The 26,040-nt window shown below is 39.0% G+C and carries 27 protein-coding genes; 10 read left to right on the top strand and 17 right to left on the bottom strand.

The features are described from left to right. The first annotated feature begins 2 nt into the window (after positions 1-2). Complete coding sequence (locus JOD18_RS02585) at positions 3-428, top strand: GNAT family N-acetyltransferase (RefSeq protein ID WP_204667370.1); 426 nt, start codon at positions 3-5, stop codon at positions 426-428. Between the two features lie 172 nt (positions 429-600). Further along, a complete protein-coding gene (locus tag JOD18_RS02580) occupies positions 601-1,275 on the top strand; it encodes a DUF421 domain-containing protein (protein ID WP_204667369.1) in 675 nt (224 codons plus the stop codon). A 115-nt stretch (positions 1,276-1,390) separates the two neighbouring features. On the opposite strand, the gene JOD18_RS02575 is transcribed toward JOD18_RS02580, so the two are convergent. The 3 genes from JOD18_RS02575 to JOD18_RS02565 all read right to left on the bottom strand — a co-directional run bounded on the left by JOD18_RS02575 (position 1,391) and on the right by JOD18_RS02565 (position 2,618). Continuing rightward, entirely contained in the window at positions 1,391-1,669 is a 279-nt protein-coding gene (locus JOD18_RS02575; protein WP_204667368.1) for a hypothetical protein, read from the bottom strand. 242 nt (positions 1,670-1,911) lie between these two features. Continuing rightward, positions 1,912-2,121, bottom strand: coding sequence for a hypothetical protein (locus JOD18_RS02570; RefSeq protein WP_204667367.1), 210 nt, complete (start codon positions 2,119-2,121; stop codon positions 1,912-1,914). 119 nt (positions 2,122-2,240) lie between these two features. After that, complete coding sequence (locus tag JOD18_RS02565) at positions 2,241-2,618, bottom strand: CotO family spore coat protein (RefSeq protein ID WP_204667366.1); 378 nt, start codon at positions 2,616-2,618, stop codon at positions 2,241-2,243. Positions 2,619-2,789: 171 nt separating this feature from the next. On the opposite strand from JOD18_RS02565, the gene JOD18_RS02560 reads away from it, so the two are divergent. Both JOD18_RS02560 and JOD18_RS02555 read left to right on the top strand, forming a co-directional pair. Further along, the gene (locus tag JOD18_RS02560; RefSeq protein WP_204667365.1) at positions 2,790-3,275 is read left to right on the top strand and encodes a CotY/CotZ family spore coat protein; all 486 of its coding nucleotides are present in this window, start codon (positions 2,790-2,792) and stop codon (positions 3,273-3,275) included. 465 nt (positions 3,276-3,740) lie between these two features. Next, positions 3,741-5,303 (top strand): glycine betaine uptake BCCT transporter, encoded by a 1,563-nt coding sequence (locus tag JOD18_RS02555; protein WP_204667364.1) that lies wholly within the window; start codon positions 3,741-3,743, stop codon positions 5,301-5,303. Positions 5,304-5,373: 70 nt separating this feature from the next. Here JOD18_RS02555 and JOD18_RS02550 read toward each other — a convergent pair whose 3' ends face one another. The 3 genes from JOD18_RS02550 to mgtE all read right to left on the bottom strand — a co-directional run bounded on the left by JOD18_RS02550 (position 5,374) and on the right by mgtE (position 9,260). Next, complete coding sequence (locus JOD18_RS02550; RefSeq protein ID WP_204667363.1) at positions 5,374-5,814, bottom strand: thiol-disulfide oxidoreductase DCC family protein; 441 nt, start codon at positions 5,812-5,814, stop codon at positions 5,374-5,376. 197 nt (positions 5,815-6,011) lie between these two features. Then, positions 6,012-7,871: a monovalent cation:proton antiporter family protein gene (locus tag JOD18_RS02545; RefSeq protein WP_204667454.1), complete on the bottom strand. Its 1,860-nt coding sequence runs from the start codon at positions 7,869-7,871 to the stop codon at positions 6,012-6,014. Positions 7,872-7,895: 24 nt separating this feature from the next. Continuing rightward, entirely contained in the window at positions 7,896-9,260 is a 1,365-nt protein-coding gene (mgtE, locus tag JOD18_RS02540; protein ID WP_204667362.1) for a magnesium transporter, read from the bottom strand. Positions 9,261-9,838: 578 nt separating this feature from the next. Here mgtE and JOD18_RS02535 point away from each other — a divergent pair. Beyond that, the gene (locus JOD18_RS02535) at positions 9,839-11,029 is read left to right on the top strand and encodes an FtsW/RodA/SpoVE family cell cycle protein (protein WP_204667361.1); all 1,191 of its coding nucleotides are present in this window, start codon (positions 9,839-9,841) and stop codon (positions 11,027-11,029) included. Positions 11,030-11,118: 89 nt separating this feature from the next. Next, positions 11,119-11,850, top strand: coding sequence for a bis(5'-nucleosyl)-tetraphosphatase PrpE (prpE, locus tag JOD18_RS02530; RefSeq protein WP_204667360.1), 732 nt, complete (start codon positions 11,119-11,121; stop codon positions 11,848-11,850). A 131-nt stretch (positions 11,851-11,981) separates the two neighbouring features. On the opposite strand, the gene JOD18_RS02525 is transcribed toward prpE, so the two are convergent. The 5 genes from JOD18_RS02525 to JOD18_RS02505 form a co-directional block, all read right to left on the bottom strand. Then, on the bottom strand, positions 11,982-12,872 hold the full coding sequence (locus JOD18_RS02525) for an RluA family pseudouridine synthase (RefSeq protein WP_204667359.1): 891 nt from the start codon (positions 12,870-12,872) through the stop codon (positions 11,982-11,984). A gap of 18 nt (positions 12,873-12,890) precedes the next feature. Next, positions 12,891-13,697 carry an NAD kinase gene (locus JOD18_RS02520; protein WP_204667453.1) on the bottom strand — a complete coding sequence of 269 codons (807 nt, stop codon included), beginning with the start codon at positions 13,695-13,697 and terminating at the stop codon, positions 12,891-12,893. 14 nt (positions 13,698-13,711) lie between these two features. Continuing rightward, positions 13,712-14,335: a GTP diphosphokinase gene (gene yjbM / locus JOD18_RS02515; protein ID WP_204667358.1), complete on the bottom strand. Its 624-nt coding sequence runs from the start codon at positions 14,333-14,335 to the stop codon at positions 13,712-13,714. A gap of 470 nt (positions 14,336-14,805) precedes the next feature. After that, complete coding sequence (locus JOD18_RS02510; protein ID WP_204667357.1) at positions 14,806-15,372, bottom strand: hypothetical protein; 567 nt, start codon at positions 15,370-15,372, stop codon at positions 14,806-14,808. Between the two features lie 170 nt (positions 15,373-15,542). Beyond that, complete coding sequence (locus JOD18_RS02505; RefSeq protein ID WP_204667356.1) at positions 15,543-15,725, bottom strand: hypothetical protein; 183 nt, start codon at positions 15,723-15,725, stop codon at positions 15,543-15,545. 216 nt (positions 15,726-15,941) lie between these two features. Between JOD18_RS02505 and JOD18_RS02500 the strand changes: the two genes are divergently transcribed. The 4 genes from JOD18_RS02500 (at position 15,942) to JOD18_RS02485 (ending at position 19,447) form a co-directional block, all read left to right on the top strand. Then, positions 15,942-16,523, top strand: a complete 582-nt coding sequence (locus tag JOD18_RS02500; RefSeq protein WP_204667355.1) for a CYTH domain-containing protein — start codon at positions 15,942-15,944, stop codon at positions 16,521-16,523. Positions 16,524-17,547: 1,024 nt separating this feature from the next. Next, on the top strand, positions 17,548-17,949 hold the full coding sequence (locus JOD18_RS02495; protein ID WP_204667354.1) for a globin domain-containing protein: 402 nt from the start codon (positions 17,548-17,550) through the stop codon (positions 17,947-17,949). Beyond that, positions 17,946-18,839: a DsbA family protein gene (locus tag JOD18_RS02490; protein ID WP_204667353.1), complete on the top strand. Its 894-nt coding sequence runs from the start codon at positions 17,946-17,948 to the stop codon at positions 18,837-18,839. Before JOD18_RS02495 ends, JOD18_RS02490 begins: the two co-directional genes overlap by 4 nt. 413 nt (positions 18,840-19,252) lie before the next feature. Then, on the top strand, positions 19,253-19,447 hold the full coding sequence (locus JOD18_RS02485; protein WP_204667352.1) for a hypothetical protein: 195 nt from the start codon (positions 19,253-19,255) through the stop codon (positions 19,445-19,447). Positions 19,448-19,674: 227 nt separating this feature from the next. Here JOD18_RS02485 and pepF read toward each other — a convergent pair whose 3' ends face one another. The 6 genes from pepF to JOD18_RS02455 form a co-directional block, all read right to left on the bottom strand. Beyond that, the gene (gene pepF, locus JOD18_RS02480) at positions 19,675-21,495 is read right to left on the bottom strand and encodes an oligoendopeptidase F (RefSeq protein ID WP_338029478.1); all 1,821 of its coding nucleotides are present in this window, start codon (positions 21,493-21,495) and stop codon (positions 19,675-19,677) included. Positions 21,496-21,548: 53 nt separating this feature from the next. After that, positions 21,549-22,634, bottom strand: a complete 1,086-nt coding sequence (locus JOD18_RS02475) for a competence protein CoiA (protein WP_204667350.1) — start codon at positions 22,632-22,634, stop codon at positions 21,549-21,551. Between the two features lie 50 nt (positions 22,635-22,684). Beyond that, on the bottom strand, positions 22,685-24,085 hold the full coding sequence (locus tag JOD18_RS02470; RefSeq protein WP_204667349.1) for an MDR family MFS transporter: 1,401 nt from the start codon (positions 24,083-24,085) through the stop codon (positions 22,685-22,687). 232 nt (positions 24,086-24,317) lie between these two features. Continuing rightward, positions 24,318-24,863: a winged helix-turn-helix transcriptional regulator gene (locus JOD18_RS02465; RefSeq protein ID WP_204667348.1), complete on the bottom strand. Its 546-nt coding sequence runs from the start codon at positions 24,861-24,863 to the stop codon at positions 24,318-24,320. Between the two features lie 17 nt (positions 24,864-24,880). Next, positions 24,881-25,234, bottom strand: a complete 354-nt coding sequence (locus JOD18_RS02460) for a VOC family protein (protein WP_204667347.1) — start codon at positions 25,232-25,234, stop codon at positions 24,881-24,883. A gap of 87 nt (positions 25,235-25,321) precedes the next feature. Beyond that, a complete protein-coding gene (locus tag JOD18_RS02455; protein ID WP_204667346.1) occupies positions 25,322-25,990 on the bottom strand; it encodes a DUF418 domain-containing protein in 669 nt (222 codons plus the stop codon). Positions 25,991-26,040: the final 50 nt, after the last annotated feature.

The raw sequence follows: 26,040 nt of genomic DNA, 5'->3' as shown, positions 1-26,040 counted from the left end.
GCATGGAAATCCATACAGTAAAAACAGAAACAGAATTAAAAGACGCCTATAAAATTCGGTTCGAGGTATTTGTAGATGAACAAAAGGTGCCAACGGAATTAGAAATTGATGAATTGGAAGATGAGGCTATCCATTGTGTCGGTTATCATGAGGGCCAGCCAATTGCCGCCAGCCGGCTTCGCTTTGTTGATAATTATGCGAAAATGGAACGAATTTGTGTAGCAAAATCACAACGCGGTAAAGGCTATGGCAAGGACTTATTGCTCTACATGGAAGATATCGCAACACAGCGTCAATATCATACTTTTAAACTGCACGCTCAAGTTCAAGCTACTGCTTTTTATGAAACACTAGGTTATCAAGTTGTTTCAGAGGAATTTATGGACGCAGGTATTCCGCATGTGACAATGGTCAAGCAAATTGGCTAATCCGCATGTTCGCAAACAAGCGCTTATCGTAAGCGTGTAAGCAGATCATAGTATGAAAACTGTTGATTCGTACAACCTAATCAAAAAGGAAAGAGGAGCTGCACACACTCTTTTATCGATTGGATAAGCAAACTGGCTTTATCCAAATACTTTTTGGTTAGGAGATATAAGCATGCATTATGGTTCCATTTTTGTTGAAACATTATTTGGTTTTGTGATGTTATTTGCAGTAACCAAGCTGCTTGGAAAAACACAAATCAAACAGCTGACTGCTTTTGATTTTATTTCTGCTCTTATCTTAGGTGAATTAGTCGGCAATGCTTTGTATGATAATGAAGTCGGCCTTTTAGATATTGCATTTGCGATTGTGCTTTGGGGTTCCCTCCTTTATCTGACGGAATGGACAACCCAGAAATTCAAAGGGACTAGAGCGCTGATAGAGGGCCGTCCTTCCATAGTTATCCATAAAGGCAAGCTGCAGCGGAAAGAAATGAAGAAAGGAAATCTGGACATTAATCAGCTGCTGCATTTATTGCGGTCAAAAGATGTATTTTCAATACAAGAGGTAGATTATGCCATACTGGAAACAGATGGAACTGTCTCTGTTATGAAGAAATCTGCTTTTCAGCAAGCTTCCCGGCAGGATTTCAACCTCACCCCAAAATCAACTGTTCTTTCCTTTGTATTGATTAATGACGGTGAAATTATCTGGGATAACCTTAAGGAAATCGGGAAGGACAAGGCCTGGCTTCAGCAAGAATTAGCCAAACAAGAAGTAAAAGATGTGAAAGAGGTCTTTTATGCAGAATATAAAAAGGATCAGCAGCTGTATATTCAAGGCTTTTAGCGCAGACAAAATAACCAGCACTGCCCCACTCAAAGGGGCTGTTGCACAATAAATGTCAACAGCCCCTTTTCATTTATTCCTGTTACCTGTCGTCAAAAAACTGATTAATCTCACTTCATACTTTTGCTTCGAATTCCCTGCCTTTTCCGGTCATTTCTGCATATATTTCTGTGTGTTTTTCTGTAGTCAGTTTCGGTGATTCTGTCTGGACAGTATGCTTATCGCGCTGAGAATATCCTGTCATTGCTTTGTCTCCAGTTAAGATACGATCATAGTGTAAATCAAACTGGCTGGGATATAGTTTTTCAATCGGATATGGGTCTTGTTTCGGTTGTGTGACACGCTGATGATACTGCTGGTATTGATAATTATCTACCGGTATGATATATCCCATCGTGTTCCCCTCCTCCAATATTTATCATGTATCCCCTTTCATAATTATCTATACCCTAATTATTCGTATGCAGAACCTCTTTTTTGTACTTTTTCTGTCATTTTTTATTTTTGATTAGAAAAATTAGACTTATCACCAAATTTTTATGGCGACAGCCTAAGTTTTACTTATCCATCAACTTTTATGGTTTCCTATCGTGAAAAACAGGCAGCTTTACATTAAACCCAGCTGCCTGCTTTTGTTTAAATCCAAGAAAACGGAGGTCTGTCATGATCGTTTTCTTTATGCTCATGTTCCTCTTCTACTCTTACTTCCTCTTTTTCCTCCTCGCGCTGTTCTTGCTCTCTCGCGCCAAAGAATGGATGATGAGGACGTTCTCGCTCAATTCTTACATTCTCTGCCTTAATGACTAAATCCTTCACATAGATGACTTTTTTCTTCTCTTCTGACAACCTTTTTCACTCCTTACGTTATCTTTCACATGATATCATACAGCCTTTATCACGGTACAAATGGAAGCCTCACTCTATAGAGTATGCAACTCGAACATATCGGTGTGTATTTCTTATATCTAGAAACCAACTATATCGATGGCCTCTATTTGGTTAAATGGAATGGTGACAGGAGTTGTCTTGCTGCTTACTTTAATCGTAACCATCTCATTTTGATAATGCTGAATTAACCCGAGATAGGTGCGCTTCTCTGTTGTAATCCTGCAGCGAGCCTTTGGCAGGTGCGACGGTTTGGCAGCAAAGTATCTTACCTTCTCTTCCAATGTCATTTCTGTTACTTTTTTTGTGTTAGGCACGGCCAACTCCGTGTCAGCTGCTGGCTTCTCAGCTTGACGATTCGACTGATAAACCGTTTGCATTCGGCGTGTTGGCTTGGAGAAATCGGGCTGTGTAATATACAGCTTAGGACACTCTTTATCTTCTTTAATAAAGGACATGCTCCTAACCTCCTTCAATTTCTAAACTAATAAATTATATGTTATCTGCCCAGCATTGGTGAACATTTTATGATACTTTTCATAAAAAAGAGACATTCGTCTATACACGCCCTGTGTCCTTGTCATAAGTTATTACTGTTACGAAAGTTTAGTTAAAGGAGTGTTCTGATAATGAGTAAAGTAGAAAGTTGTCATGATAATAAACATGATGAAATGAACGACTGTGTATGTGACGTAGTTCGAGCTATTGCAGACGCACAAGATAATGTGGTTGAGCAGCATTGTGATGTCAGTTGTTCACAATCGATTAAGAATTTGGTTTCCCCGATCCGCAGTACTGGTTTAGATACGGTTCCATTTATCTTATATAATAAAAAAGGGCAGCCCTTTAAAGGATTCGGTGCTGAAATTGAAGGTTCTTCCTACCGTTTCGAATGCTTCAGTTCTTTTATCTTCCGCGTCAATGAAGTAAATGATGATTGTTGCGCGACCTTAGAATTGCTAGTGTTTGACAATCAGGATAACGCTTGTCACAGCCCTTGTGAACAAATAGATAATGAGCAGGTAAAAGATTTAGAACGTACTGGCATTTGTATTACCGTTGATTTAACTTGTTTCTGTGCCATTACTTGTTTACCAGCTGTTTCCCTGCTCTAATAGCTAGAGAAATTCCCGTCAGTGAGAGAATGATTACTCACTGGCGTTTTTTTACGGACAGAGGTTTATGGATACATATTCTATGATAAAATGATAATTAGCCAGTGATTTTTTCTTTACAAGGGGCATTTAGAAAAAAGATATTTTATTAATGGAATATCACGTCTTTATAAAAAGAGAATGAATGAACATGCCTCACTCATAAAAGATTAAATAAGAGAATTTTGTCAGAATCCAACGTTTTTTTATTTTATTTTCAGGGTGCCTAAACATGCATGAGCACGCCGTTAGGACCTATTTTTCTCTGTGTTTCTCTAGTTCTATCACTTGAATTACCTATTGAAAGTTTGCTAGAATACATAACGTTGTACTAAAAAGACGAATAACTTTTGATAAAAAGGGTAAGGTATACTGTGCACTTATACTCAAATAACATAATCACAGCCGATTAGAAAGGAAGATTCAATGCTTAAAAAAGGCACAAAGGTATTCTATATTTCTCTTTTCATCTGTCTATTATTTATTATATGGGGACTTGTTCCGAGTAGTTTTTGGCCAACATGGAACCTAGATAATATTACTACGATTGTTCAAGGTTTTCTAGTCTCACGCTTCTCATGGTTTTATTTAATGGCAGCAACCATATTTCTTGGATTTGCTATCTATTTAATCTTTTCACGTTATGGAAATATCGTACTAGGTAAAGATGGAGATAAACCAAAATATAATTACCTCACATGGTTTGGAATGCTGTTTAGCGCCGGAATGGGGATTGGACTTGTATTCTGGGGAGCTGCAGAACCTATTTCCCACTTGCATAATCCGCCATTTGACGTGGCTAATGACGCAGAAGCAGCCCGAGTAGCAATGCAGTACAGTTTCTTCCATTGGGGTTTTCATCCATGGGGGATTTATGCTACATTAGCCCTTGCACTAGCATATTTCCAATTTCGTAAAGATGAACCAGGTTTAATAAGTGTCACTTTGAAGCCATTATTTGGAGACAAAATGAATGGCGGCTGGGGTACATTAATTAATGTAATTGCCGTTTTCGCTACTGTATTTGGTGTGGCGACTTCGTTAGGGCTAGGCGCACAACAAATTGGAAGCGGGATTGAATTTGTTTCTGGTTCAGTGGCTAACACCGTTACCCTCCAGTTGATTGTTATCGCCATTGTAACAGTTTTATATATGGCTTCTGCGCTTAGCGGGTTAGATCGAGGAATCAAAATTCTTAGTACAACCAATATTGTGGTTGCCATTGTTTTAATGTTTTTCTTACTCTTTACAGGTCCAACAAACTTTATTTTGAACTTCTTTACAACGACGATCGGAAGTTATATCTCTAACCTGCCAGAAATGAGTTTTCGAATGTCGCTGTTTAATGAAGACAATATGAGCTGGTTACAAGATTGGACGATATTCTATTGGGCTTGGTGGATAGCTTGGGCCCCGTTTGTAGGTATGTTTATTGCCCGTGTTTCACGGGGGCGTACGGTTCGCGAATTTGTGATTGGGGTATTATTAGTCCCGACCGTTTTTGGAACGCTTTGGTTTAGTATCTTTGGCGGATCAGCTATTTCCTTAGAAATGAATCAAGGAATAGATATAAGCGGTACTATGGCAACCGGCGGAAATGAAGCTGCTTTATTTGCTCTATTAGAACATTCACCATTTACAATGATTTTATCGGTATTGGCGGTCTTACTGATTGCGATTTTCTTTATTACATCAGCCGATTCTGCAACATTTGTATTAGGGATGCAGACAACTAATGGAGATTTAAATCCCGACTTTAAGATTAAGCTAATTTGGGGTATTGTACAGTCAGGAACAGCAGCTGTGCTATTATGGCAAGGTGGACTGATGGCATTGCAAACCGCTTCTATCATTGCCGCCTTCCCATTTGCGATTATACTGCTGTTAATCATTGTATCGATAATAAAGGCATTCCAAGAAGAAGGGAAGAAAATGTCGTCACGCCAGTCAAGGAAGGGCCAACCACGAAAAGAAAAGTTTTCAAATTAAAATTAACATGAGATATAGCCCCCATTACCGGTCATTTGGTAATGGGGTTTTATATGCGCAAATCTATGTTTCACCTCTTGCCTTCGTTTCCCAAAGGTAAATGTTTCGCAGCTTGCTGTGAGGTGATGAATCGCCGCTGATCCTCAGGGCGTGGAATCATACATTGTGCTTGTTGACCAAACCAGCGATACCGATTCTTAGCAATCCAGCGATAGATGGGGTCCCGAATAAATCTGGGAATCCATAGAAAAAGACCGCATAAGGGATATAAACGATGTAATGAACGGGCAATTCGTAAGGCAGCGGTAGATTCAATATAATAGTCATCTGCTTCTATTAATAGCAGACTATCTACATTATCTGGAATCTGATAGTTTACCAGTAATTGTTGTCCAACATCGCTTTGAATAGCTGCAAATTGAAAATGCTGTTTTGGATCGCGTTTAATAATAAATTGCACACTGCTATTACAGAAATTACAGACACCGTCAAATAAAATAATTTTTTTCATGACTATGCTCCTTTTGACCAGTATATCACAGCGAACTGTTACATTGTGCCTGTCTAGCTTGAGGATATCTAAGGAGGCTGAATTTGGCACAAACAACAACCCTTATACCCTGATAAAGAGTATAAGGTTGCTTTTTTTATACAATTACTGCCTGCCCCATTAGCTATAAGAAAAAAGCTGAACAGCTCGCAAATACTTTATACATGTTCTAACAACTGTCTCAACTCTTCAGCATATTGCGGTGAGCCAGTAACAATTAAGCGGTCATGCAATCTTAATTCTGTATCACCATGCGGCACAATCGAATCCTTACCTCGGAAGATGCGCACCATGATCACATCGCCGGTAAATGGGAACTCTCTAAGTATCGTTCCATCATAATTGCCATTATTCATATTTATTTCAAATAATGCACTTTCTTGCTGTGTAAAGATATTGGCTACATTAGGTGATTCAATCAATGCCTTCAACAAGGTCTTGGTAGACAGTAAAACAGAGAAAACATCGACACCTATCTCTTGCAGTTCCTTCTCAGCTACCGTGGTTTCAATTCGGGCAATGACTCGTTCGACACCTTTTTGTTTGGCATAAACAGCAATCTCTTTGTTGGTCGCTTCATCCCCTGTTGTAGCTACAACAATATCATGTTCAAATACACCATGGCTATCCAGTGTAGCCATGTCATAATCATCTAACTCCGCAATATCAAAAATTGGATTCGTCTGTGATTCTGTATCGACTTTTTCTAATGTGGTATGGAACACATGTGATTTAAAGTCCTTCTTGTCTAATTCACGCAGAACCGGCACTGTCGCTTGGTTCAATCCAATAAAGGCTACACTTAACTGATGATCAGCCTCCTCTTGATTAACATAGTATTTTTTAAAGAAGACCGGTGTAATAATACAAGATAATACTGCTACCAGCACGAGTGCCCCATGCATTTCAGTGGTAATGATAGCTAAGCGCTCACCTATTGTTGCTGCCGCAATGACTAGCGATAAGGTAGAAGTAAGCAGCATACTTGCTGCAATCACTGTTTTTGTATCATACCACCTTCGCAGAATAGCAACAGGAATGACTTTAGACACTAATAAGGCAATAAACAATACCGGAATCAACAATAATACCCTAGGTTCATTAAAGAGTGCCCATAAATCAAGTTCTGCCCCTACCATTACAAAAAAGATCGGAATAAAAAAACCATAGCCAAAACTATCCAGCTTCTGAATAAGTTCTTGTTTTGGTGATAATAGAGAGACCAAGGCTCCAGCCAAGAAAGCCCCTAGGATATTCTCAGCACCGATCGATTCAGATAAAGCTACTAAGAGCATAATCAAGGTAAATACGGCTCTAGTCCCAATTTGAATCGTTCCCTTAGACATTGCTTCCACAAAAGATTGTTTTCGAAAATAGTTTGCTACGAAATATAATAAAATACCTGCCACAAATAAAATCAGTAACAGCCACATGTTGCCTGACCCCTCACTATAAAAGGAAACAAAAACGGCTAAAAGGATCATCGTCACTAGGTCGGCAATAACCGCAATGAGCAAAATCGTTTGACCAACAGTTGTCTGCATCGCCTGTGCTTCCTTTAAAGTTGGTACAACCACACCTAAAGAAATAGTTGAAATGATAAGTGTCATTAGATATACATTATCGACCAAACCAACTAGTACTAATCCATAGGATAAGGCAAAAGACAGCATAAAAATACCGAGAAAGACTAGAGAAGCTAAAACAACAGGATTAGGCAGCTTGTTGCCTGATCCTTGTTTCAGCTTTCGTTTTTGTTTTTTACTCGAAAAAATAGAAAAATCTATTTCTAAACCACTTAAAAACATTAAAAAGATAAATCCTAATGTTGATAATGTTTCCAACCAACTGCTTTGTTCGACTAAATTAAATCCGCTGACACCAATGATTAAACCGATAATAATCTCAGCCACCACCAAGGGAAGAAATTTGATTTTTAGTCGATGCAGAATCAATGGTGTCAGAAAAGCTGCAACTACTACTATTAATAGTGAGCTGACAGATTCAGCATGCTCCATACCTTCCGTCATTCCTCTCTCTATCTAGATTAAAAAACGCATAAAAGCCGTTGCTAGTCCAAAATAAATAAAAATAGAAATTAAATCATTTAGAGTGGTAATAAACGGCCCCGAGGCAACAGCTGGGTCAATCTTTAAGCGATGCATAATCAATGGAATGACAGCACCTGAAATAGTTGCTACCAGCAAGGTCGCCATAATGGAAATTCCCACCAATACTCCTAAGAAAAAATCACTATACCAGAAGGCAATCAACAGCGTAATGATTACCCCACAAGATACACCTGTAATAATTCCCGTTTTTGCCTCTTGCCAAATAACAGACGCCTTTCCTTTTTTATTCATTTCACCAGTTGAAATACTTCTTACTGCAACCGCCAAGGCTTGTGTCCCTGTGTTACCAGCCATACCGGCAATTAATGGAATAAATACCGCTAGAATCGCTACTTGTTCCAATGTTGCCTCAAACCGTCCAATCACACTTGCTGTTACCATACCAAGAAATAATAAAATAATAAGCCATGGCAGACGTTTCTTGGCCGATGAAAAAGCTGTATCCCCGCTGCTTTCCACATCCGAAATACCAGCAAGTTTTGAGTAGTCATCACTTGCTTCTTCTTCCATAACATCCATAATATCATCGACAGTAATAATCCCTAATAAATGATTTTGAAAGTCAACGACCGGTAATGCAAGAAAGTCATAGTCACGCATCATTTGTGCGATATCTTCCTGGTCTTCTCCCACCTGTACGGAAACGACCCGCTCACTCATAACCTCTTTGATTTTTAAATTTCCTTCTGCAATGATCAAGTCTCTCAGAGAGATTACTCCTACTAACTTCTTATAAGAATCGACGACATAAATATAATAAATAGTCTCTGCCTCAGGCGCTTCTTTTCGCAGATGACGCATGGCTTCTTTCACCGTCATTTGTGTATGAATAACCACATATTCTGTGGTCATAATACTTCCGGCTGTTTTTTCTTCAAAATGCAATAGTTTCTTAATTTCTGCCGCCACTTCTTGATCCATTATCGTTAAAAAGCTGGCCAATTTATTAGTATCTAGTTCGTTAAGAATATCTACTGCATCATCAATCGCCATATGTTCCAATACTTTGGCAGCAAAGGCTGGTACCATTTCTGTAATAAAAGTCGTTACCAGATCATTATCTACATTCTCAATAACCTCGGCCATTTCTTCCGGGGATAAATAGGAATATATTAAAAAACGTATATCTTCTGGCTGCTCTTCGAAAATCTTAGCTTGGTCATATGGATGTAAAGCTAAGAATTCTGCCCGAAATTGGCTAATCTGTTCCTCCATTAGTGCCCCTTGAATCTTATCCCATACTTCCATTCTTTCTTGCTTTTCCAAATGTTCCATTATTCCTACCCCCATTTCTTGTTTATCTCGGTGCAACCCTTTCTCTTCCATACTTGGAGAAGTTTCTAGAAGTCTGGAGGCTGACACCCCGATAAGTTTTACTTGATTTTACTATTCTTTGATTAGCTTCCTTCATTTTATTACTTGTTTCACCCCAGTGTTAACCGTGACACTGGGGAAAACAACCTTTATATGATCCTGTGCAAATCACACCATTTCGCACAGAAAAACAAGCCAAACCATTAAAGACGATGCTCATTTGAGTAACGGTTTTGTATCGCTGTCCATTTCTTTTATAATAAGGTTGTCAGATATTACTCAATCAAAATAAGAAGCTGTAAACAGAATAACACATGTCTCTATAAAATACGTAGAATTTACACACTCTTGGCAAAATTAAATGATAAAATAAGAAACATGGCATATTTTGTTGCTATATAATAAATCAAGTCGGTTTTTCCCCTTTTATATAAAGTGGCAGCAAATAAAAAATCAGCAATTTTATTTCTCAAAAAACCATTTTTAAACTATACTAGACATAGTCTAATTTTTTCAAGAAAGAAAGGTTATCATACATTATGCTTGAACAAAAATATAAATCTAAAATTGATTATGCCTTAATATTAATTGTCATCATCCTGGCAGTTATTAGTGTGTTCATCTTGTATACACTTAATCCTTATCTAAATCAAAGTCCATTGTATCACAATATGTACCTCAAACAGATTGTCTGGTATATCATCGGATCTATGCTTGCTGCAGGTATGTTGTTGTTCGATTATGAAAGATTACGCCAGATTTCTATCGTTCTTTATGGGTTAGGTGTTCTGTCACTTGTTATGCTGTATTTTCATTTCCCGCCAGGAATTGCTACTAATGTAAATGGGGCATGGGGCTGGTTTCGATTTCCTGTAATAGGTACCCTCCAGCCCGCAGAATTTATCAAGGTGTTTTTGTTGATTTTTCTCGCCCATATTATGGCCACACATAATGAGAAATATCCGGAGCACACTATAAAGATGGATTTATGGCTGTTAGCCAAAATGGTCATTATCGCCTTAATTCCAATGGCATTCCTTGCCCAGCAGCCCGATTATGGAGCTGTACTTGTTTTAGCTGCCATTACCGGTTGTATGATCTTAGTTTCCGGCATTAAATGGCGTATTATTTTGGTTATAGTGGGTACCTTAGGGATAGGTTTTATGACCGCTATCTACCTATATCTCAATTTCACGGATGCAGTCAACCAACTTTTAATCAATAATGGCATGGAACATATTGTATCCCGGTTCCAAGGCTGGCTGATACCGGATGAACATGCCCAAGGCGGGGCCTACCAAGTCGTACGCGCAATGCTCACCATCGGTTCCGGCCAGTTAGTAGGTAAGGGTATTGGCGGGTTTGAAATGACTTACCGTATCCCTGAATATCATACTGATATTATTTTCTCTGCTATCGCCGAACAGTTTGGCTTTTTCGGATCCAGTTTAGTTATTTTGATTTACTTTTTACTTATTTATCGATTGATTTATATTGCATTACGCTGTAAAGATCCTTTTGCTACCTACATGATTGTCGGTATTATCGGTTTGTTTACCTATCAAGTATTCCAAAACATTGGCATGCTGATTCAATTACTTCCAGTAACAGGATTACCGCTTCCTTTTATTAGTTATGGAGGAAACTCGATAATGACATATATGTTGGCGATTGGAATTGCCCTTAGTGTTTATTACCGGACTAAGGACTACATGTTTGAAGATTCCTAAAGTCCTTTTGTTATAGAAGCAGGCATTTTTAGAAAAACATCAGACTTGTGTTGCATTGACACAGCAGTTATGGAATCGAGGTTTTTAAGGTGAAATTAGATATCATTGGAGATATTCATGGCTGTTTTCAAGAGCTGGAAGACTTACTGCACATACTCGGCTATCAATGGCAAGATAAACAGCTTCTTCATCCAGAAGGCAGACAGCTCGCTTTTATCGGTGATTTAACTGATCGAGGCCCACATTCCATTGCTGTAATAAAATTGGTGTATGATTTAGTCATTAGACAGAAACAAGCCTATTATGTGCCAGGCAATCATTGCAATAAGCTATTTCGTTTTTTCTTGGGAAATAAGGTCCAGCTCAAACATGGGCTGGAAACCACTGTTGCTGAGTGGGAACAACTTCCAAAGAGCGAGCAAGAACAAGTGCGGCAAATGATGCTCACCTTATATCAACAAGCTCCATTGTATCAGAGCTTTGATTCGCTTAACCTTGTGATAGCCCATGCAGGCATTCCGGAAAAATATATTGGCCAATCGGGCAGCAGGGTAAAAACCTTTGTATTATATGGAGATATTACCGGAAAACAACTAGCTGACGGTCGTCCGGAAAGAAGAGATTGGGCTCAGGAATATCAAGGTGATAAATGGATTGTCTACGGACATACTCCTGTCTTAGAAGCACGTTTTGTACAGCATACGGTCAATATTGATACAGGCTGTGTGTTTGGCAATAAATTAACGGCCATCCGTTTCCCAGAGAAAGAAATTGTCGATGTACCTTCCCGGCTGCCATTTACTGAAGAAAAATTTCAATAGAACGAAAAAAAGCTATCGATTGGAACATCGGTAGCTTTTTGAGTTTTACTTATCACAGTGCTAACCGTTAGTTGAGGATGAAAAGCTCTGATGGAAGTCTCGGATGATAGCCTCAAGCAAACTATGGCCTTTTAATGACCTTGATAATTTCCCCATGCCTGTTGCATATCCTCAGGCAGCGGAAGTTGAAACGATAGCGGTTCACCTGTAATGGGCTGATAAAAGGCAAGCTGCCAGCAGTGTAAGGCTTGTCGAGTAAGCCGTTCGGTGTCGCCTCCATACATTTGGTCGCCTATTAGCGGATGACCTTCAGCTGACATATGAACCCGTATTTGATGGGTCCTGCCCGTTTCTAGATGAATATCCAACAATGACACCTGAGTAAGCTCTGCAATCACTTGATAATGGGTAACAGCTGCCTGACCCGTTTCTGTTACCTGTCTTTGCATAATCGAACCTGGCACACGATCAATAGGAGAGTTTAGCGTACCTTTTTTATTGGAAAAATGCCCAGATACGATCGCTTGATAGTGTCTTGTTACCTTGTGCTGCTGTTGCTGCTGAAACAACAGCGAATGACTATAACGGTGTTTCGCTACCAGCAACAAGCCGGATGTATCACGATCCAGTCTTGTAACAACATGTACCGTATATGGAATGTCATGTTCCTCATAATAGTGAATAATTCCATTAGCTAGTGTACCTTCCGGATGATAGGGCGATGGCATAGTAGCCAGATATGCTGGTTTATGTAAGACAAGCACATCGTCATCTTCATATACAATATCCAGCTGTATTGGTTTTGGGATCAGTTGTTCACTTCGCTCTTCAGGCGGGAAAATTACTTCAATCCAATCACCTTCTGCAAGTCGATAACGAACATTAACTTCTTCCTCATTTACCAATAGTTTGCCGCCATCAAACTTCACAGCAGTTAATACACTACGGGAAATGTGTCTTACTTGACGTAAATAATCTCTTAATAGCAGCCCTTCCTCTGCATGATGGACTTTCCATTTCATTTGCGTTCACCTTCATACTTATGATCGTTCATCGGAGATAAAGGAGTCGTGCACCCTTTTCCAGAATGGAAATGCACGAAATCGTGCAAAGCGGATTTTTTCATTAGCTACACGACATTCGATTCGCGATATATTCTTGTATACTTCTGTTTGATGATCAATAGTAATTAAAATATTTCTGCCCTGATAAATCGGCAACAATTCACAGACATGATGTTTTGGTAAAATTAACGGTGAGCCTATCGTTCGGTATACCCTGTTATTAATCGAGGCCATTTCTGTCACTTGTAAGGCATTTAAAGATGGGTGGAGGATTGCTCCGCCAAGTGCCTTATTGTAAGCAGTACTTCCCGAAGGAGTAGACACACATAAGCCGTCTCCTCGAAAACGTTCAAAATGGACTCCTTTGATATGGACATCCATCGCCAATGTGCCTTCTGTCGATTTAACAGACACCTCATTTAGTGCCAGAAAATGCTGATACTCATTACTGTCAACTGGATGTATCTTAATATCTAATAAGGGATACTCCACCACTTCAAATGGTTTCTTTGCAATTTCTATAATTAATTTTTCTATTTCCTCGGGCACCCAATCTGCATAAAAACCTAAGTGACCAGTATGAACGCCGATAAAGGCCGTATCCTTTAATCGGTGTCGATACGTATGAAACGCCTCAAGAAAAGTGCCATCTCCCCCGACAGAAATGACTAGCTCAGGTTCTTCTTTGTCATAGACCAGAGCAAAATCCTCTAAGTATTGCCTCATCCTAGAGGTAATAACTTTTGATTTACTATCTTCCCTTGACAGAATACAAAAGCGCATCATTGGTTCCTCCCTTACTTATGATTATTTTTATCCGTTCGAAAAATACGTTGTGCTTCCTGGATTTCATCCTTAATTTTGGACATTTCTTCATCTAATTTAAAGGCTGCCTCTGCTGCTCTTTTTAAACGTGCCCTAATCCTTTCCGGAATTCGTCCTTCATACTTATAATTAAGCGAGTGTTCATTGGTTGCCCAAAAATTCATCGCAAGTGTTCTGATCTGAATCTCTGCAATAACCTTCTTCTCTCCATGAATGGTTTCTACTGGATAAGAAATAATCAAATGGTAAGAGCGATAACCACTTTCTTTCTTATGATTAATATAATCTCGTTCTTCGATCACCTCAAAGTCATTACGAGATTTTAATCGTTCCACAATATCATCAATATCATCAACAAACTGACACACTACCCTAACCCCTGCAATATCTTGAAGTTCGGTTTCAATGTTGTCTATATGTATATTCTTTCTTTTCATTTTCTCTTTAATACTGGAAATAGGCTTTACTCTCGCAGTAACAAATTCTATTGGAGAATGATTGGTCTCATATTCAAACTGAGCCCGCATTCCTTTTAGTTTAACTTTCAATTCCTCCACGACTTGGACATAAGGTGCCAAGAAGGTTCTCCAGTTCATATGCAGCACCACCTAGTTGCTATTTTTTTACACATTATAAACTCGCGCAAGACAGCCTGTCCTGCGTTGCTTTTTTCTATGCACTGTTTGAAACTACATAGCGAAAGAATTCATTTTATTCTTGTTGCTTGTTGGCTAGGGAATGATAGAATTCTTGCTTGCGGATACCTACTTGTCAAAGGATAGCCACGTCCAGCTCCAAGCAAATGCTTTAGTTGATATCTACCTTCATTTTACCATATATATATTATTCACAGGGAAGATATACACATGAAAACTTTTTAAATATTGATATAACAGTGTTTTTATCACCGTGTAACTATCGTTCAATTGGGGATGGGCAAATCACCCACTGAACACCTTTACGCTTATTGGTTACCTTCATTATTCAATGTAAAACACAAATATGACCATGTTTCCAGCTAAAAAAACTATAAAAAAGCCACCCGTTAGGATGACTTTCAATTTGTTTATTTAATATCGACAGTAACGTCTGCACTTGTTACTTCCATGAAGTCTTCATCCAGAATCATTAATTTAAATTCTATGTTTTCGTTTAATTCCGGAAGTTCCTCGTCAAATGCCATAATAGTGAGTTCAGCGTTCGACTTCTTGCCTCCTGCTACTGTTTCACTGAAAACTACCATATCATCGACCATGAAACCATCAACAGAAACCTCACGAGACTGTACTTCTATTGTTTCATCAAGTTTATTTTCAATTTCCATTTTGATGTTGTGTTGATCACCAAATATGTCATCACTTTCTGTTTCAATTTCAGTTAATACTACTTTGACATTATCATCATCAAGTAGAATTTCATCATATGTACTTGATTCACTTTCTCCACTGTTTTCATTTTCGCTTGCAGCCTCTTCCGTTTCACTTGATTCGTCCGCTTCTTCCTCAGAACCAGAATCTGTCTCCTCGTTTGAAGTGCTATCCTCTTCCGCAGCTGCTCCTGTTTCATTGGCTGTTTCTCCACATGCTGCTAGTAAAAAGAACATCGACAATATAAGTATTAATAATTTCCTCATTCCCATTCCTCCTCCATATGTAATGCAACTATTTTACCATAAAAAAGAGTTGGTTTCCAGATAAAATGAAAAAACCAATCCTTGTTTAGGTAACTGAGCTTGTTCCATTTGTAATTGTTGTGCCTATCGTAATAACACTTAAATAATGGTACATTCGAGACAGTTTTCGATCAACGTTGAGTAAAATATTTATATTGTTCTAATTCCGGATAGCCTAAAAATATCTCCATCGCTTTGCTGGGTCTGCCGATCAGAAACGCGGGAACAGTCAGTTGAGAATAACTTTGCTGCAGTGCACGGCAGGTTATTTGTTCTGGGGCTTTCATTGTTAATGCAGATATGGTATCTTTCATTTAGAGGTCCTCTTTCGTTAGTTGTTGTTTTGGTAGACTCTAACTATACAAAAGAAGGGCCTCTTTGACTGGAGCTGGGGATGGAGACTGTTCAATAAACCATGCCCTCCGCAGCAACTTTTTTAGAAGTAGTCCAATTTTATCTATAGACTACTGTATTACATTGGCATTGCAGTTGATTTGCACAATGATACGCTAAGGAAAGGAGGAGCCTTGATGACAGAAGAAATCGAAATTGAATATAAAAATCTAATTACCGAAAAAGAGTATGAATCCATACACAAATTTTTTCGAGCATATCACTGGAAAGAAACACATCAAAAGAATTATTATTTTGAGACGAGGCAGTTTGATTTAAAGAAACATCATGCCGCACTGCGTATAAGAGAAAAGAATAACCAATTTCAGTTAACTTTAAAAAAACCTAACCCAGATGGAGACGGGCTGTTGGAAGTGCATGCTTCCCTGACACCTGCGGAAGCACACTCCTGGATGAATGGTATTATTATTCCGAAACCAGAGATTGAGAGCTACCTTACAGTAATAGGTATTAATTCAAAAAACTTACAATATGGCGGACGGTTGGAAACCAAACGTCTGGAGTGTAACTATCAACAGACAATTGTTGTACTGGATACTAGCTGCTACAATGGCCAAACCGATTATGAATTGGAATTAGAAGCAGCCACTCGTTTGCAAGGTGAGCAAGTATTTACATCTATATTGAATATACTGCAAATCCCAAGGAGAAAAACTGCAAATAAGATCGCCCGTTTCTATAAAACTCTATCCAGCTAATCATAGAATAAGAGCAGCAGTGTATCTAACAACTGTTCAATAACAGTTAGTCCCTTTAACCATGCAGGATCGTATCACCAAACACATAATTTGATTGTTTGATATAAAGACTGTTACAATAAAGTGAGACTTCCATCAGACGGGAGCTTTCGGCTGATGGATAGCGAGACTTATCAAGGTGTTAACGACCGTTTCCCCTTATTTCCTTGTTGCTTGATAATGATATGCGCTTGGGAACAGGGACTTACGGACGGTTACACCGTGGCAAAGTGAGACTTCCATCAGTCGGGAGCTTTGGGCTGATGGATAGCGAGACTTATCAGGGTGTTAACGACCGTTTCCCCTTATTTCCTTGTTGCTTGATAATGATATGCGCTTGGGAACAGGGACTTACGGACGGTTACACCGTGGCAAAGTGAGACTTCCATCAGTCGGGAGCTTTCGGCTGATGGATAGCGAGACTTATCAGGGTGTTAACGACCGTTTCCCTTATTTCCTTGTTGCTTGATAATGATATGCGCTTGGGAACAGGGACTTACGGACGGTTACACCGTGGCAAAGTGAGACTTCCATCAGTCGGGAGCTTTCGGCTGATGGATAGCGAGACTTATCAGGGTGTTAACGACCGTTTCCCTTATTTCCTTGTTGCTTGATAATGATATGCGCTTGGGAACAGGGACTTACGGACGGTTACACCGTGGCAAAGTGAGACTTCCATCAGTCGGGAGCTTTCGGCTGATGGATAGCGAGACTTATCAGGGTGTTAACGATCGTTTCCCCTTATTTCCTTGTTGCTTGATAATGATATGCGCTTGGGAACAGGGACTTACGGACGTTACACCGTGGCAAAGTGAGACTTCCATCAGTCGGGAGCTTTCGGCTGATGGATAGCGAGACTTATCAAGACAGCATACGTTATCCCTCACCTCTTTATTCCTATTTTCTTATCAGTGAGGGACTTACGAACCATTAACACTGTGATAAAGAATATGAGGATCATGGAACGAGAAAGGTTTGGAAAAATATGAAAGATACAACTAGCTCTCTTTATGAAGCAATTGGCGGAGAAGAAACAATCAAGAAATTAGTCGAGGCTTTTTATGAACGTGTAGCCAAACATCCTGATTTAATCCCTATCTTCCCAAATGATTTTACAGAAGTTGCAAGAAAACAAACGCAGTTTTTAACTCAATTTTTTGGAGGTCCGCCTTTATATATTCAAGAACATGGACATCCAATGATGAGGAAACGACATTTACGCTTTCCGATTACTCCAACAAGGCGTGACGCGTGGCTTTCCTGTATGGAAGAGGCTTTAGAAGTGGCAGAAATTCCTGAACCGTACCGTAGTGCAATGTTTGATCGGCTTACTTTGACAGCCAATCACATGATGAATACACCCGAACAGAAAGGAGAATCATTGTGAATTGGAAATCTGCCGGATCTTGGAACAAGCAAGATCGGAACCAAACAACGCATTATCACTTTATTGACATTTTAAAAAAACCGATTGAAATATATATTTTTATAGATCCATTATGTCCTGAATGCTGGGCATTAGAACCTTTTATCAAGAAATTATCCATTGAATATGGACGTTTTTTCACGATTCGAACTGTCCTTAGCGGGCAAGCCTTATGTGCTAACAGAGAGTCTTTTGAAAAGCCTCGTCAACTAAAGGATATTTGGGAAAAGACAGCCAACCGTACTGGTATGCCATGTGATGGAGACATTTGGGTTGAAAACCCTATTCATCAGCCACGCCTTGCCTCGATCGCCATCAAGGCTGCTGAATTACAAGGAAAGAAGGCTGGGAAACGCTTTTTACGAAAGATGCAAGAAATGGCTTTTTTAGATAAGCAAAATATCACACAAGAAGAGAATTTGTTGACCGTTGCCAAGCGAGTGCACTTGGATCTAGACGAATTCCGCAACGACCTATATTCTTGTTCTGCCAAAAAAGCTTTGCACTGTGATATAAAGATTACCAAAGAAATGGAAGTCGATGAATTGCCTACGATGGTTTTCTTTAACGAATCAGAAGATGACGCCGGGTTAAAAATTTCTGGAAGCTATCCTTATGAAGTATACGTCAGAATACTAAAGCAAATGTTACAAAAAGAACCTCTTCCAGCAAAAAAGCCGAAATTATTAGATTTTATTTCTCATTATAATTTTGTTGGTACCAAAGAGGTGGCCGTCGTTTATGATTGGTCCATGGAGAAGGCAGAAAAGGAAATGAAAAAATTACAGTTAAAACAACTTGTAGAAAAAGTACCCGTTAAATTCGGTTGTTTTTGGAAATATACACAATAACAAAGAGGAGCTGTACTCAAGCAGCTCCTCTTTGCTACTCTAGATAAGGGACAGGAGATAAATCAGGTCAAACAAAATGGGGTATATTTGTTTAACTTGTACTCACTATAACAAAAGTCTGTCAGATAAACAATATACATGTTCAATATTTCACAATTTTGTCATTTTTATTCCTCTTCTTCCTCATTTCTGTTTCCTTAAGTGATTTTCACGCAATGTTGGACATATACTAAAAGAAATACAGCAACCTAAACTCTTCAAAAAATTAGTCAAATGTTCCTTATCCTAACTTCTTCACTCTGCTTGAACTTTGAGACAGACTTATAAACGATAATCAAGATGCTTTTATAGGAGGATGTTCAAGCAATCCAATATTTCGTACATACTTTGCGAAGTTAGAAAGGAGGGTTTTTATGCGAATAATGCTCTTATTCGTTCCTGTCTTGGCATTCATACTCAATATCTTTGGCCTGATGCGAATTATACCTCCCTACTTCACCATTCCATTACTATTTATTTCTATTTATGTTACCGTGTATTTTTATCAATCAAAGAAACAATTCAAAGGTTTTAAACCATCTAATAGACGCCGCTCTCGTTTTATATAAGGAGATACCTGGCGACTTTTGCCCTTACTTATTTCAGCAAAAAAAAACGCTGCGCTGGACACCCTCAGGTCCTTTCTGCTTTACTAAAGGATAGAAGACATTAACCTTCACATGAATAGACCATTTATAACGCTAAATTGAATCGGATGATCGCGTTAGCAATCAAGATTATGTAAAGAATCGGGGCAGAATTCAACTGCACCCCGATTCTTTTTTTAGACCATTTTTTAGGCTAATTCTTGCTCTAATAATGCTTCCATTTCATTCAGTTTTTCTTCAAATACTTTTAGCGCATTTTCGACTGGCGTTTTTTCGGTCATATCTACTCCAGCCTTCTTTAAAACTTCGATTGGATAATCACTGCTTCCAGCTTTCAAATAATCCAAGTACCGTTCCACAGCTGGTTGTTTTTCCTCCAGGATCTGTGCAGCCAATGACTGTGCGGCTGCATAACCTGTTGCATATTGATATACATAATAATTATAGTAGAAGTGTGGAATCCTAGCCCACTCCAAACCGATTTCTTCGTCAATCACTAAGTCATCTCCAAAATACGTCTTATTCAGGTCATAATAAATTTCTGTTAACCGATCTGCTGTTAGAGCTTCCCCATCTTGAGATAGTTGATGAATCATATGCTCAAATTCAGCAAACATAGTTTGTCTAAACACCGTACCTCTAAATCCTTCTAAGAAATGATTAAGCAGATATAACTTTTCTTTCGGATCATCGGTCTGTTCCACTAAATACTCATTTAACAGCGCTTCATTACAAGTAGAAGCTACTTCTGCTACAAAAATCGAATAGTTTCCGTAACGGTATGGCTGGCTGTCATGAGTATAATAACTGTGCATAGAGTGACCCAGCTCATGTGCTAAAGTAAATAAGTTGTTCAAATTATCTTGCCAATTCATTAAAATATAAGGATTCGTACCATACGCTCCCGACGAATAAGCACCGCTCCGTTTGCCCTTATTCTCTTCTACATCAATCCATCGTTCGCTGAAGGCTCGCTTCATTACTTCTAAATACTCCTCACCGAACGGCTTCAGAGCCTCGATAACAGCTTCTTGTGCCTGTTCATAAGAATACTTCATATGGACATTCGGAACCATTGGCGTATATAAATCATACATATGGAGCTCGTCAACATCCAATACCTTCTTACGGAGTGCGACATAGCGCTGCAGTAAAGGTAATCCTTCATGAATAGCCTCAATTAGATTATCATAAACAGACTCAGGAATATTATTTTTATCCAAGGCAGCGTGACGTGCTGAATCATAGTTACGAACCTTCGCATAGAAATTATCTTTTTTCACTGCACCTTGGAGTGTAGAAGCAAAAGTATTTTTGAATTGTCCATACGTGTCATACATTGCCTTAAAGGCGTCATGTCTTACACGTTGGTTAGCAGATTCTAAAAAGTTAATATATCTGCCATGAGTTAAATCCACTGGATTACCATTCTCATCTTCAATCGTTGGAAAAGTTAGATCTGCATTATTAAGCATTCCAAACGTTTGTGAAGCACTATCCGTCGCCTCTGAAGCTTCGGCCAGTAAAGCCTCCTCTTGCTCAGACAAGACATGGGGGCGCTGACGGTTAATTTCATCAAGTGTATGTTGATAACGCTGTAATCCTTCATGTTCTTTCACATATTGATTCAAGTCAGACTCATCAAGTTTCAATATTTCAGGCGTGATAAAACTCATCATACTGGAAGCTTGTGTAATAAGTGTTTCAGCCTTTCCATTTAGTGCTTGATAAAAGGAATTCGTTGTATCCTGATCATAGCGCATATGTGCGTATGTATATAATTTACTTAAACTTTCCGAGACTTCATCTTGCAAAGTAAATAATTGATATAGCTTGTCTGCACTATCTCCTAGTGTCCCTTTAAAAGATTCGAATTTAGGTAATACATTTTTAACCTCTTGCCATTCTTTCTCCCATTCTTCATCTGTAGCAAAGATATCTTCTAGTTTCCAAGTTAATTCTTCGGGAATCTGATCCCGAGTTGGCAATGATTTTTGCTCTTTTGTCATATACATCCTCCTTAACAAGGTTATTAATTTATTATACCTTATTTTACGCTGAATCATACAGTACTATGATTAACCTGATACTGATTGCTGGTGATTTTTTTAATTACTTGAAAGCGGATCAAAAGTTGAAGATATTCATCAATGGGGTTAGTCTTATTATTGATTAAGGGAAATTGCTCAAGGGGAAGGTAATGATCATGCAGTATATGTTCTGCCTCTGACCGAAAGAACTGCTGTCTTTGTAAAAATAAATCTACATAAAGACGAGATTGCCAAATCCATGGAGCAGATTTCATTTGATATTGTGATGTAATCGGGAGATACACATAGGAAGGAAAATCAGTGATTTGCAGTTGGTTTAAATAGAGCCATTGCCGCCACACCTGTTCTTGCTGATGATAAGGAGAAGCAGGCTGATAGCGCCATTTCTCTTTCTTCCGCCGCCAAAACCGCTGAAACAAAGATTTAGATCGATAATGCGGTTGAAAGAGTTCTTGCCAAGTAAGTCCGGATAACTTCTTAAATGTAAGATTACCAAATGCTGTCCGCCTAGTGACAAAAATAATGTCCTGAAATGAAGCAATTTGTTTGGAAGCAGAACAGTAATAGTACAAAGCTAATGGATAAACAGGATGAATTTGCGAGAGAAAAACCTGATCAGCAATAGAGACATGTAACGTGTCTGCTGATTGACGTTTCAGTCGATTGCCGCCTAGAATCCAAATGGGATGTATCTGAACAGAACGATAGCCTGCCGTCCGCTTCAACATTTCTTGCTGTGAAATGGCAGCACACTGATATTCGATGGCAATTCGTTTATTTGCTATCTCCAATAAGATATCAGGCCGCTGATTAATCTCTGCAATATGATGTTCCAAATAGACCTTATAGCCTTGACGCTTCAGCCACACATAGATATCCTTTTTGCCTTCATCATGATAGCTGCTTTCACCTGACAAGGCACAGCCTTTGTCAACCCTGTGAGCAAAGTGTGGAGATTTCTTGCTCCCAGCTTTGATTATTAATGGCTGTTTACAAGCAGGACAATAAAAGGTCATGCTACGCATTTGTTCGATCTCTTGCCGATCCACTGACCAGATAGCTACTACTTGCCCATCTTGATTGATTGCTTGTAACATAGGAAAACACCTCCATGTATATAATTCTACATGAAGGTGTATTTCCCTGCTTATGCCGTTTTTTTTCTTGGGATGGAATTGGTGATAAAAAAGGCTAATAGAAAACCAATTGCGGCAAAAATCCCTGCTACCATGAAGGAAATATTCACTCCTTCTACCATACCGGAAAGCCCATCTGCAGGTATGGCCTGATTTAACATTACCGATATTAATAATGCCGTACCAATGGCACCTGACATTTGCCGTAACGTATTATTCATTGCACTTCCATGAGGAATTAATCGTTCTGGCAGCTGATTTAATCCTGCGGTTGTTACTGGCATCATCACCATTGCAATTCCAAACATCCGGATCGCATTGACAGTAGCGATATACATCCATGATGTGTCAGTTGTCAAGACGGTAAACATAAATGTCGTCACTGTTATCAGACCCAAGCCAATAACAGCCAGCCATTTCCCGCCAAATTTATCAAAAAGACGGCCAGTTATTGGATTCATCAACCCCATTAAAACAGCACCGGGTAATAATGCCAAACCAGAATCAAGCGCACTATAACCTAAATAATCCTGCATCATAATTGGTAAAATAATCGCTCCGCCAATCATAGCTAAGAAAGAAATCATCCCGATCGCAGTTGTCAAAGCAAACATTCTATATTGAAAAATCCGGAATTCCAAAATTGGTTTTTCTAAATGTAATTGGCGGTGTATAAAGAAAATTAACGTAATTACACCGATAATTAAGGGAATATATACCATTGGACTCCCCCAGCCATATTGGATATCTCCAGCTGAGCTAAAGCCATAAAGCAAACCGCCAAAACCTAGAGTCGATAATACGATAGAAATAGTGTCTACCTTCGGGAATGTCTGCTTGGTTACATTCACTAAAATTTTATAAGCTACGATGAGATCGAGGACTGCAATCGGCAGGACAACATAGAATAAGCTTCGCCATGGAAAGTGCTCCACCAGCCAGCCTGATAATGTAGGTCCGATTGCCGGAGCAAAAGCAATAACTAACCCAAACATCCCCATGGCTGAACCACGTTTCTCAATTGGAAAAACAAGAAACATAATTGTCTGCATCAACGGCATCATAATCCCAGCGCCGGCAGCCTGCAATACACGGCCGGCCATAAGAAAGGAAAAATCAGGCGCAAGGGCAGCAATCAACGTACCTATCGTAAAGCTTCCCATAGCGGTCAGAAATAATGCCCTGGTTGTAAATCGTTCCATTAAGAAAGCAGTAACAGGAATCATAATCCCATTAACAAGCATAAAAATCGATTGTAACCACTGGGCAGTGGCTGGATCAATTTGTAAATCAGCCATGATATGTGGTAATGCCGTACCTAATAACGTTTGATTTAAAATGGCAACAAAAGCTCCTGAAATTAAAACAATCATTAGAGGGGTGCGGTTAATGGTCGTCTGTTCATTTGTCATAGCTTTCCTACTTTCTGCTGTGTTCTTTCCGTAAGTATAACATAATTTATTTCGATTAACGAAATAAACATATGTTTCCCTTACTTTCCATGCATTCTGAAAGCGTAAGAATATCTACTGTGATAAACGTGCTTTTTGGCACATAAAAAAGCATTGGGACGTGCTAAACCAGCAAAACAGCATAGAAAAATCTCTTGCTTTTGATGCCATTACACCAAAACAAGAGATGAACTTAAAGCAATGCAGTCAATTTACTATTTGTACTTTGAATAATCGATTCGGAGTCTACACCTAAAGCGTACGTATACTTTGGTGTTGGATCTGTGATTAATGTTTTCTCGACTATACCTTTTTCATGAAGTTCACTGAGCCGTTTGGACAGTATGCGAGGTGTTACTGTCTGCAATAGCTGACGTATAGCATTAAACTCATGATATTGGTGATAGAGGGCAATTAATATCGGCCAGTTCCACGCTTTAGCAGCAAGAAATCCTTGTTGCAGCTGATGCTCAGCATTTGAAATGATAAGGGCAGCTTCTTTCAGGAAGTGCCCTTTTTCCGTAAGTTTGTATTCCGGAAGCAATGGATGGTTCCGCTCAAAAGGAGATAGCTGCTGAATAAGCCCTGTTTCTTTCATCGTCTTTAAATTGCTGCTCAGCCTGGATGGTGAAATTTGCAGCATATTTTTTAAAGGAGTGAATCTGCCTCCTGATTCATCAAGTGACAGCAGAATTGGAATGTTCCACCTTCCCGAAAGTTCTTTCGTGATGTGTATCATCTGAACAACTTTTTCCATTATAGTGTTTGAGATAATTCCATATCATGTCCGTCCGGATCTTTAAAGGTAATTAGTTTAGCATATCCCGGAATGGTAGAAACCTCACCGTTAAACACAATCCCCTTCTCTTTCAAATGTTTAACTGTCGCATCAATATCCTCTACTTCAATGACGGCAGCGGCTGTGGACGGAACGACTTGCTCGGCTTCGGAAAATCCAATGTAGCAATCTTTCGTATTGGTGTGCACACTTCCCATACCATTTTCTTTGTCATATGAATCGATTTCAAATCCTAACTGCTCCGTGTAAAATGCCAATGTACGCTCGACATCACTAACACTGTACCATAATGTAAAACCTGGTTTATACATATTAGAACACTCCTTTTTAAATCTTGATACCGAAAGTATACTTAATATATATTCGGTTGTCAATAATACTTGAAAAAAATAGTCCGTTTATTTAAATTTAACATTGGCAGTACTTCTCCAAATATATTCAAATGGTCCTTGTTTAAAGAAGCGCAGCCAGCTAAAGGAAAACATGATCAACAATGCAGATATAAACAGCCATGCTGCCATAACAATCCAAACGTTACTATAAGCACCTAAACCAAACCCCCAGCCGTAAAAAATAACACAGGCTAAGATATTTTGCAGTATATAACAGCTTAATGCGACTCTCCCCACTTTTTCTAATGCATGTATCATAAAAGAAGTGCTGTATTTATCAAGGAGATAGGAAACAAGTCCGATGTATCCTAATGACATAATCGGAGCAAATAAATAACGATCGGCTACAACGTTAAATTCAGCTAAAGGAGTAAATATAATACCGTTTAACGGAATTCCAATGCCCATGCCCCATTTCAACAGCTTGATCCGTTTCTTTCTGCCAACTTCTGTTTGTGCAAAATATCCGCTGCGCACCAGCCAGACACCAATTAAAAACAGACAAATATTAAAAGGAATAATAGTAACAGCCTCCATCCGCAATTCAAAAAAATGGCTGTTGCGGTAAGCAACCTGCTCCCAATAACCTCCGTATAAAAAGATTTCTGCTGTTTCATTAGCTATTCGTTGAAACACTCTAGTCATCATATCCTGTGCTTCTTCAAACCTTAACAAAAGACCGAACCCCAGACTAATGACGATGATTACGACGCCATGCAGTATGC

This window comes from Gracilibacillus alcaliphilus (assembly GCF_016909015.1).
GTDB lineage: Bacteria > Bacillota > Bacilli > Bacillales > Amphibacillaceae > Gracilibacillus > Gracilibacillus alcaliphilus.
This window is presented reverse-complemented; position numbering and strand designations above follow the sequence as displayed.

What these genes read in the sequence shown, in the direction of transcription:
- JOD18_RS02585 (WP_204667370.1), top strand. Translation starts at nt 3, where the DNA reads ATGGAAATCCATACAGTAAAAACAGAAACAGAATTAAAAGACGCCTAT.
- JOD18_RS02580 (WP_204667369.1), top strand. Translation starts at nt 601, where the DNA reads ATGCATTATGGTTCCATTTTTGTTGAAACATTATTTGGTTTTGTGATG.
- JOD18_RS02575 (WP_204667368.1), bottom strand. Translation starts at nt 1,669, where the DNA reads ATGGGATATATCATACCGGTAGATAATTATCAATACCAGCAGTATCAT.
- JOD18_RS02565 (WP_204667366.1), bottom strand. Translation starts at nt 2,618, where the DNA reads ATGTCCTTTATTAAAGAAGATAAAGAGTGTCCTAAGCTGTATATTACA.
- JOD18_RS02560 (WP_204667365.1), top strand. Translation starts at nt 2,790, where the DNA reads ATGAGTAAAGTAGAAAGTTGTCATGATAATAAACATGATGAAATGAAC.
- JOD18_RS02555 (WP_204667364.1), top strand. Translation starts at nt 3,741, where the DNA reads ATGCTTAAAAAAGGCACAAAGGTATTCTATATTTCTCTTTTCATCTGT.
- JOD18_RS02550 (WP_204667363.1), bottom strand. Translation starts at nt 5,814, where the DNA reads ATGAAAAAAATTATTTTATTTGACGGTGTCTGTAATTTCTGTAATAGC.
- JOD18_RS02545 (WP_204667454.1), bottom strand. Translation starts at nt 7,871, where the DNA reads ATGGAGCATGCTGAATCTGTCAGCTCACTATTAATAGTAGTAGTTGCA.
- mgtE (WP_204667362.1), bottom strand. Translation starts at nt 9,260, where the DNA reads ATGGAACATTTGGAAAAGCAAGAAAGAATGGAAGTATGGGATAAGATT.
- JOD18_RS02535 (WP_204667361.1), top strand. Translation starts at nt 9,839, where the DNA reads ATGCTTGAACAAAAATATAAATCTAAAATTGATTATGCCTTAATATTA.
- JOD18_RS02525 (WP_204667359.1), bottom strand. Translation starts at nt 12,872, where the DNA reads ATGAAATGGAAAGTCCATCATGCAGAGGAAGGGCTGCTATTAAGAGAT.
- JOD18_RS02520 (WP_204667453.1), bottom strand. Translation starts at nt 13,697, where the DNA reads ATGCGCTTTTGTATTCTGTCAAGGGAAGATAGTAAATCAAAAGTTATT.
- yjbM (WP_204667358.1), bottom strand. Translation starts at nt 14,335, where the DNA reads ATGAACTGGAGAACCTTCTTGGCACCTTATGTCCAAGTCGTGGAGGAA.
- JOD18_RS02510 (WP_204667357.1), bottom strand. Translation starts at nt 15,372, where the DNA reads ATGAGGAAATTATTAATACTTATATTGTCGATGTTCTTTTTACTAGCA.
- JOD18_RS02505 (WP_204667356.1), bottom strand. Translation starts at nt 15,725, where the DNA reads ATGAAAGATACCATATCTGCATTAACAATGAAAGCCCCAGAACAAATA.
- JOD18_RS02500 (WP_204667355.1), top strand. Translation starts at nt 15,942, where the DNA reads ATGACAGAAGAAATCGAAATTGAATATAAAAATCTAATTACCGAAAAA.
- JOD18_RS02495 (WP_204667354.1), top strand. Translation starts at nt 17,548, where the DNA reads ATGAAAGATACAACTAGCTCTCTTTATGAAGCAATTGGCGGAGAAGAA.
- JOD18_RS02485 (WP_204667352.1), top strand. Translation starts at nt 19,253, where the DNA reads ATGCGAATAATGCTCTTATTCGTTCCTGTCTTGGCATTCATACTCAAT.
- pepF (WP_338029478.1), bottom strand. Translation starts at nt 21,495, where the DNA reads ATGACAAAAGAGCAAAAATCATTGCCAACTCGGGATCAGATTCCCGAA.
- JOD18_RS02475 (WP_204667350.1), bottom strand. Translation starts at nt 22,634, where the DNA reads ATGTTACAAGCAATCAATCAAGATGGGCAAGTAGTAGCTATCTGGTCA.
- JOD18_RS02470 (WP_204667349.1), bottom strand. Translation starts at nt 24,085, where the DNA reads ATGACAAATGAACAGACGACCATTAACCGCACCCCTCTAATGATTGTT.
- JOD18_RS02465 (WP_204667348.1), bottom strand. Translation starts at nt 24,863, where the DNA reads ATGATACACATCACGAAAGAACTTTCGGGAAGGTGGAACATTCCAATT.
- JOD18_RS02460 (WP_204667347.1), bottom strand. Translation starts at nt 25,234, where the DNA reads ATGTATAAACCAGGTTTTACATTATGGTACAGTGTTAGTGATGTCGAG.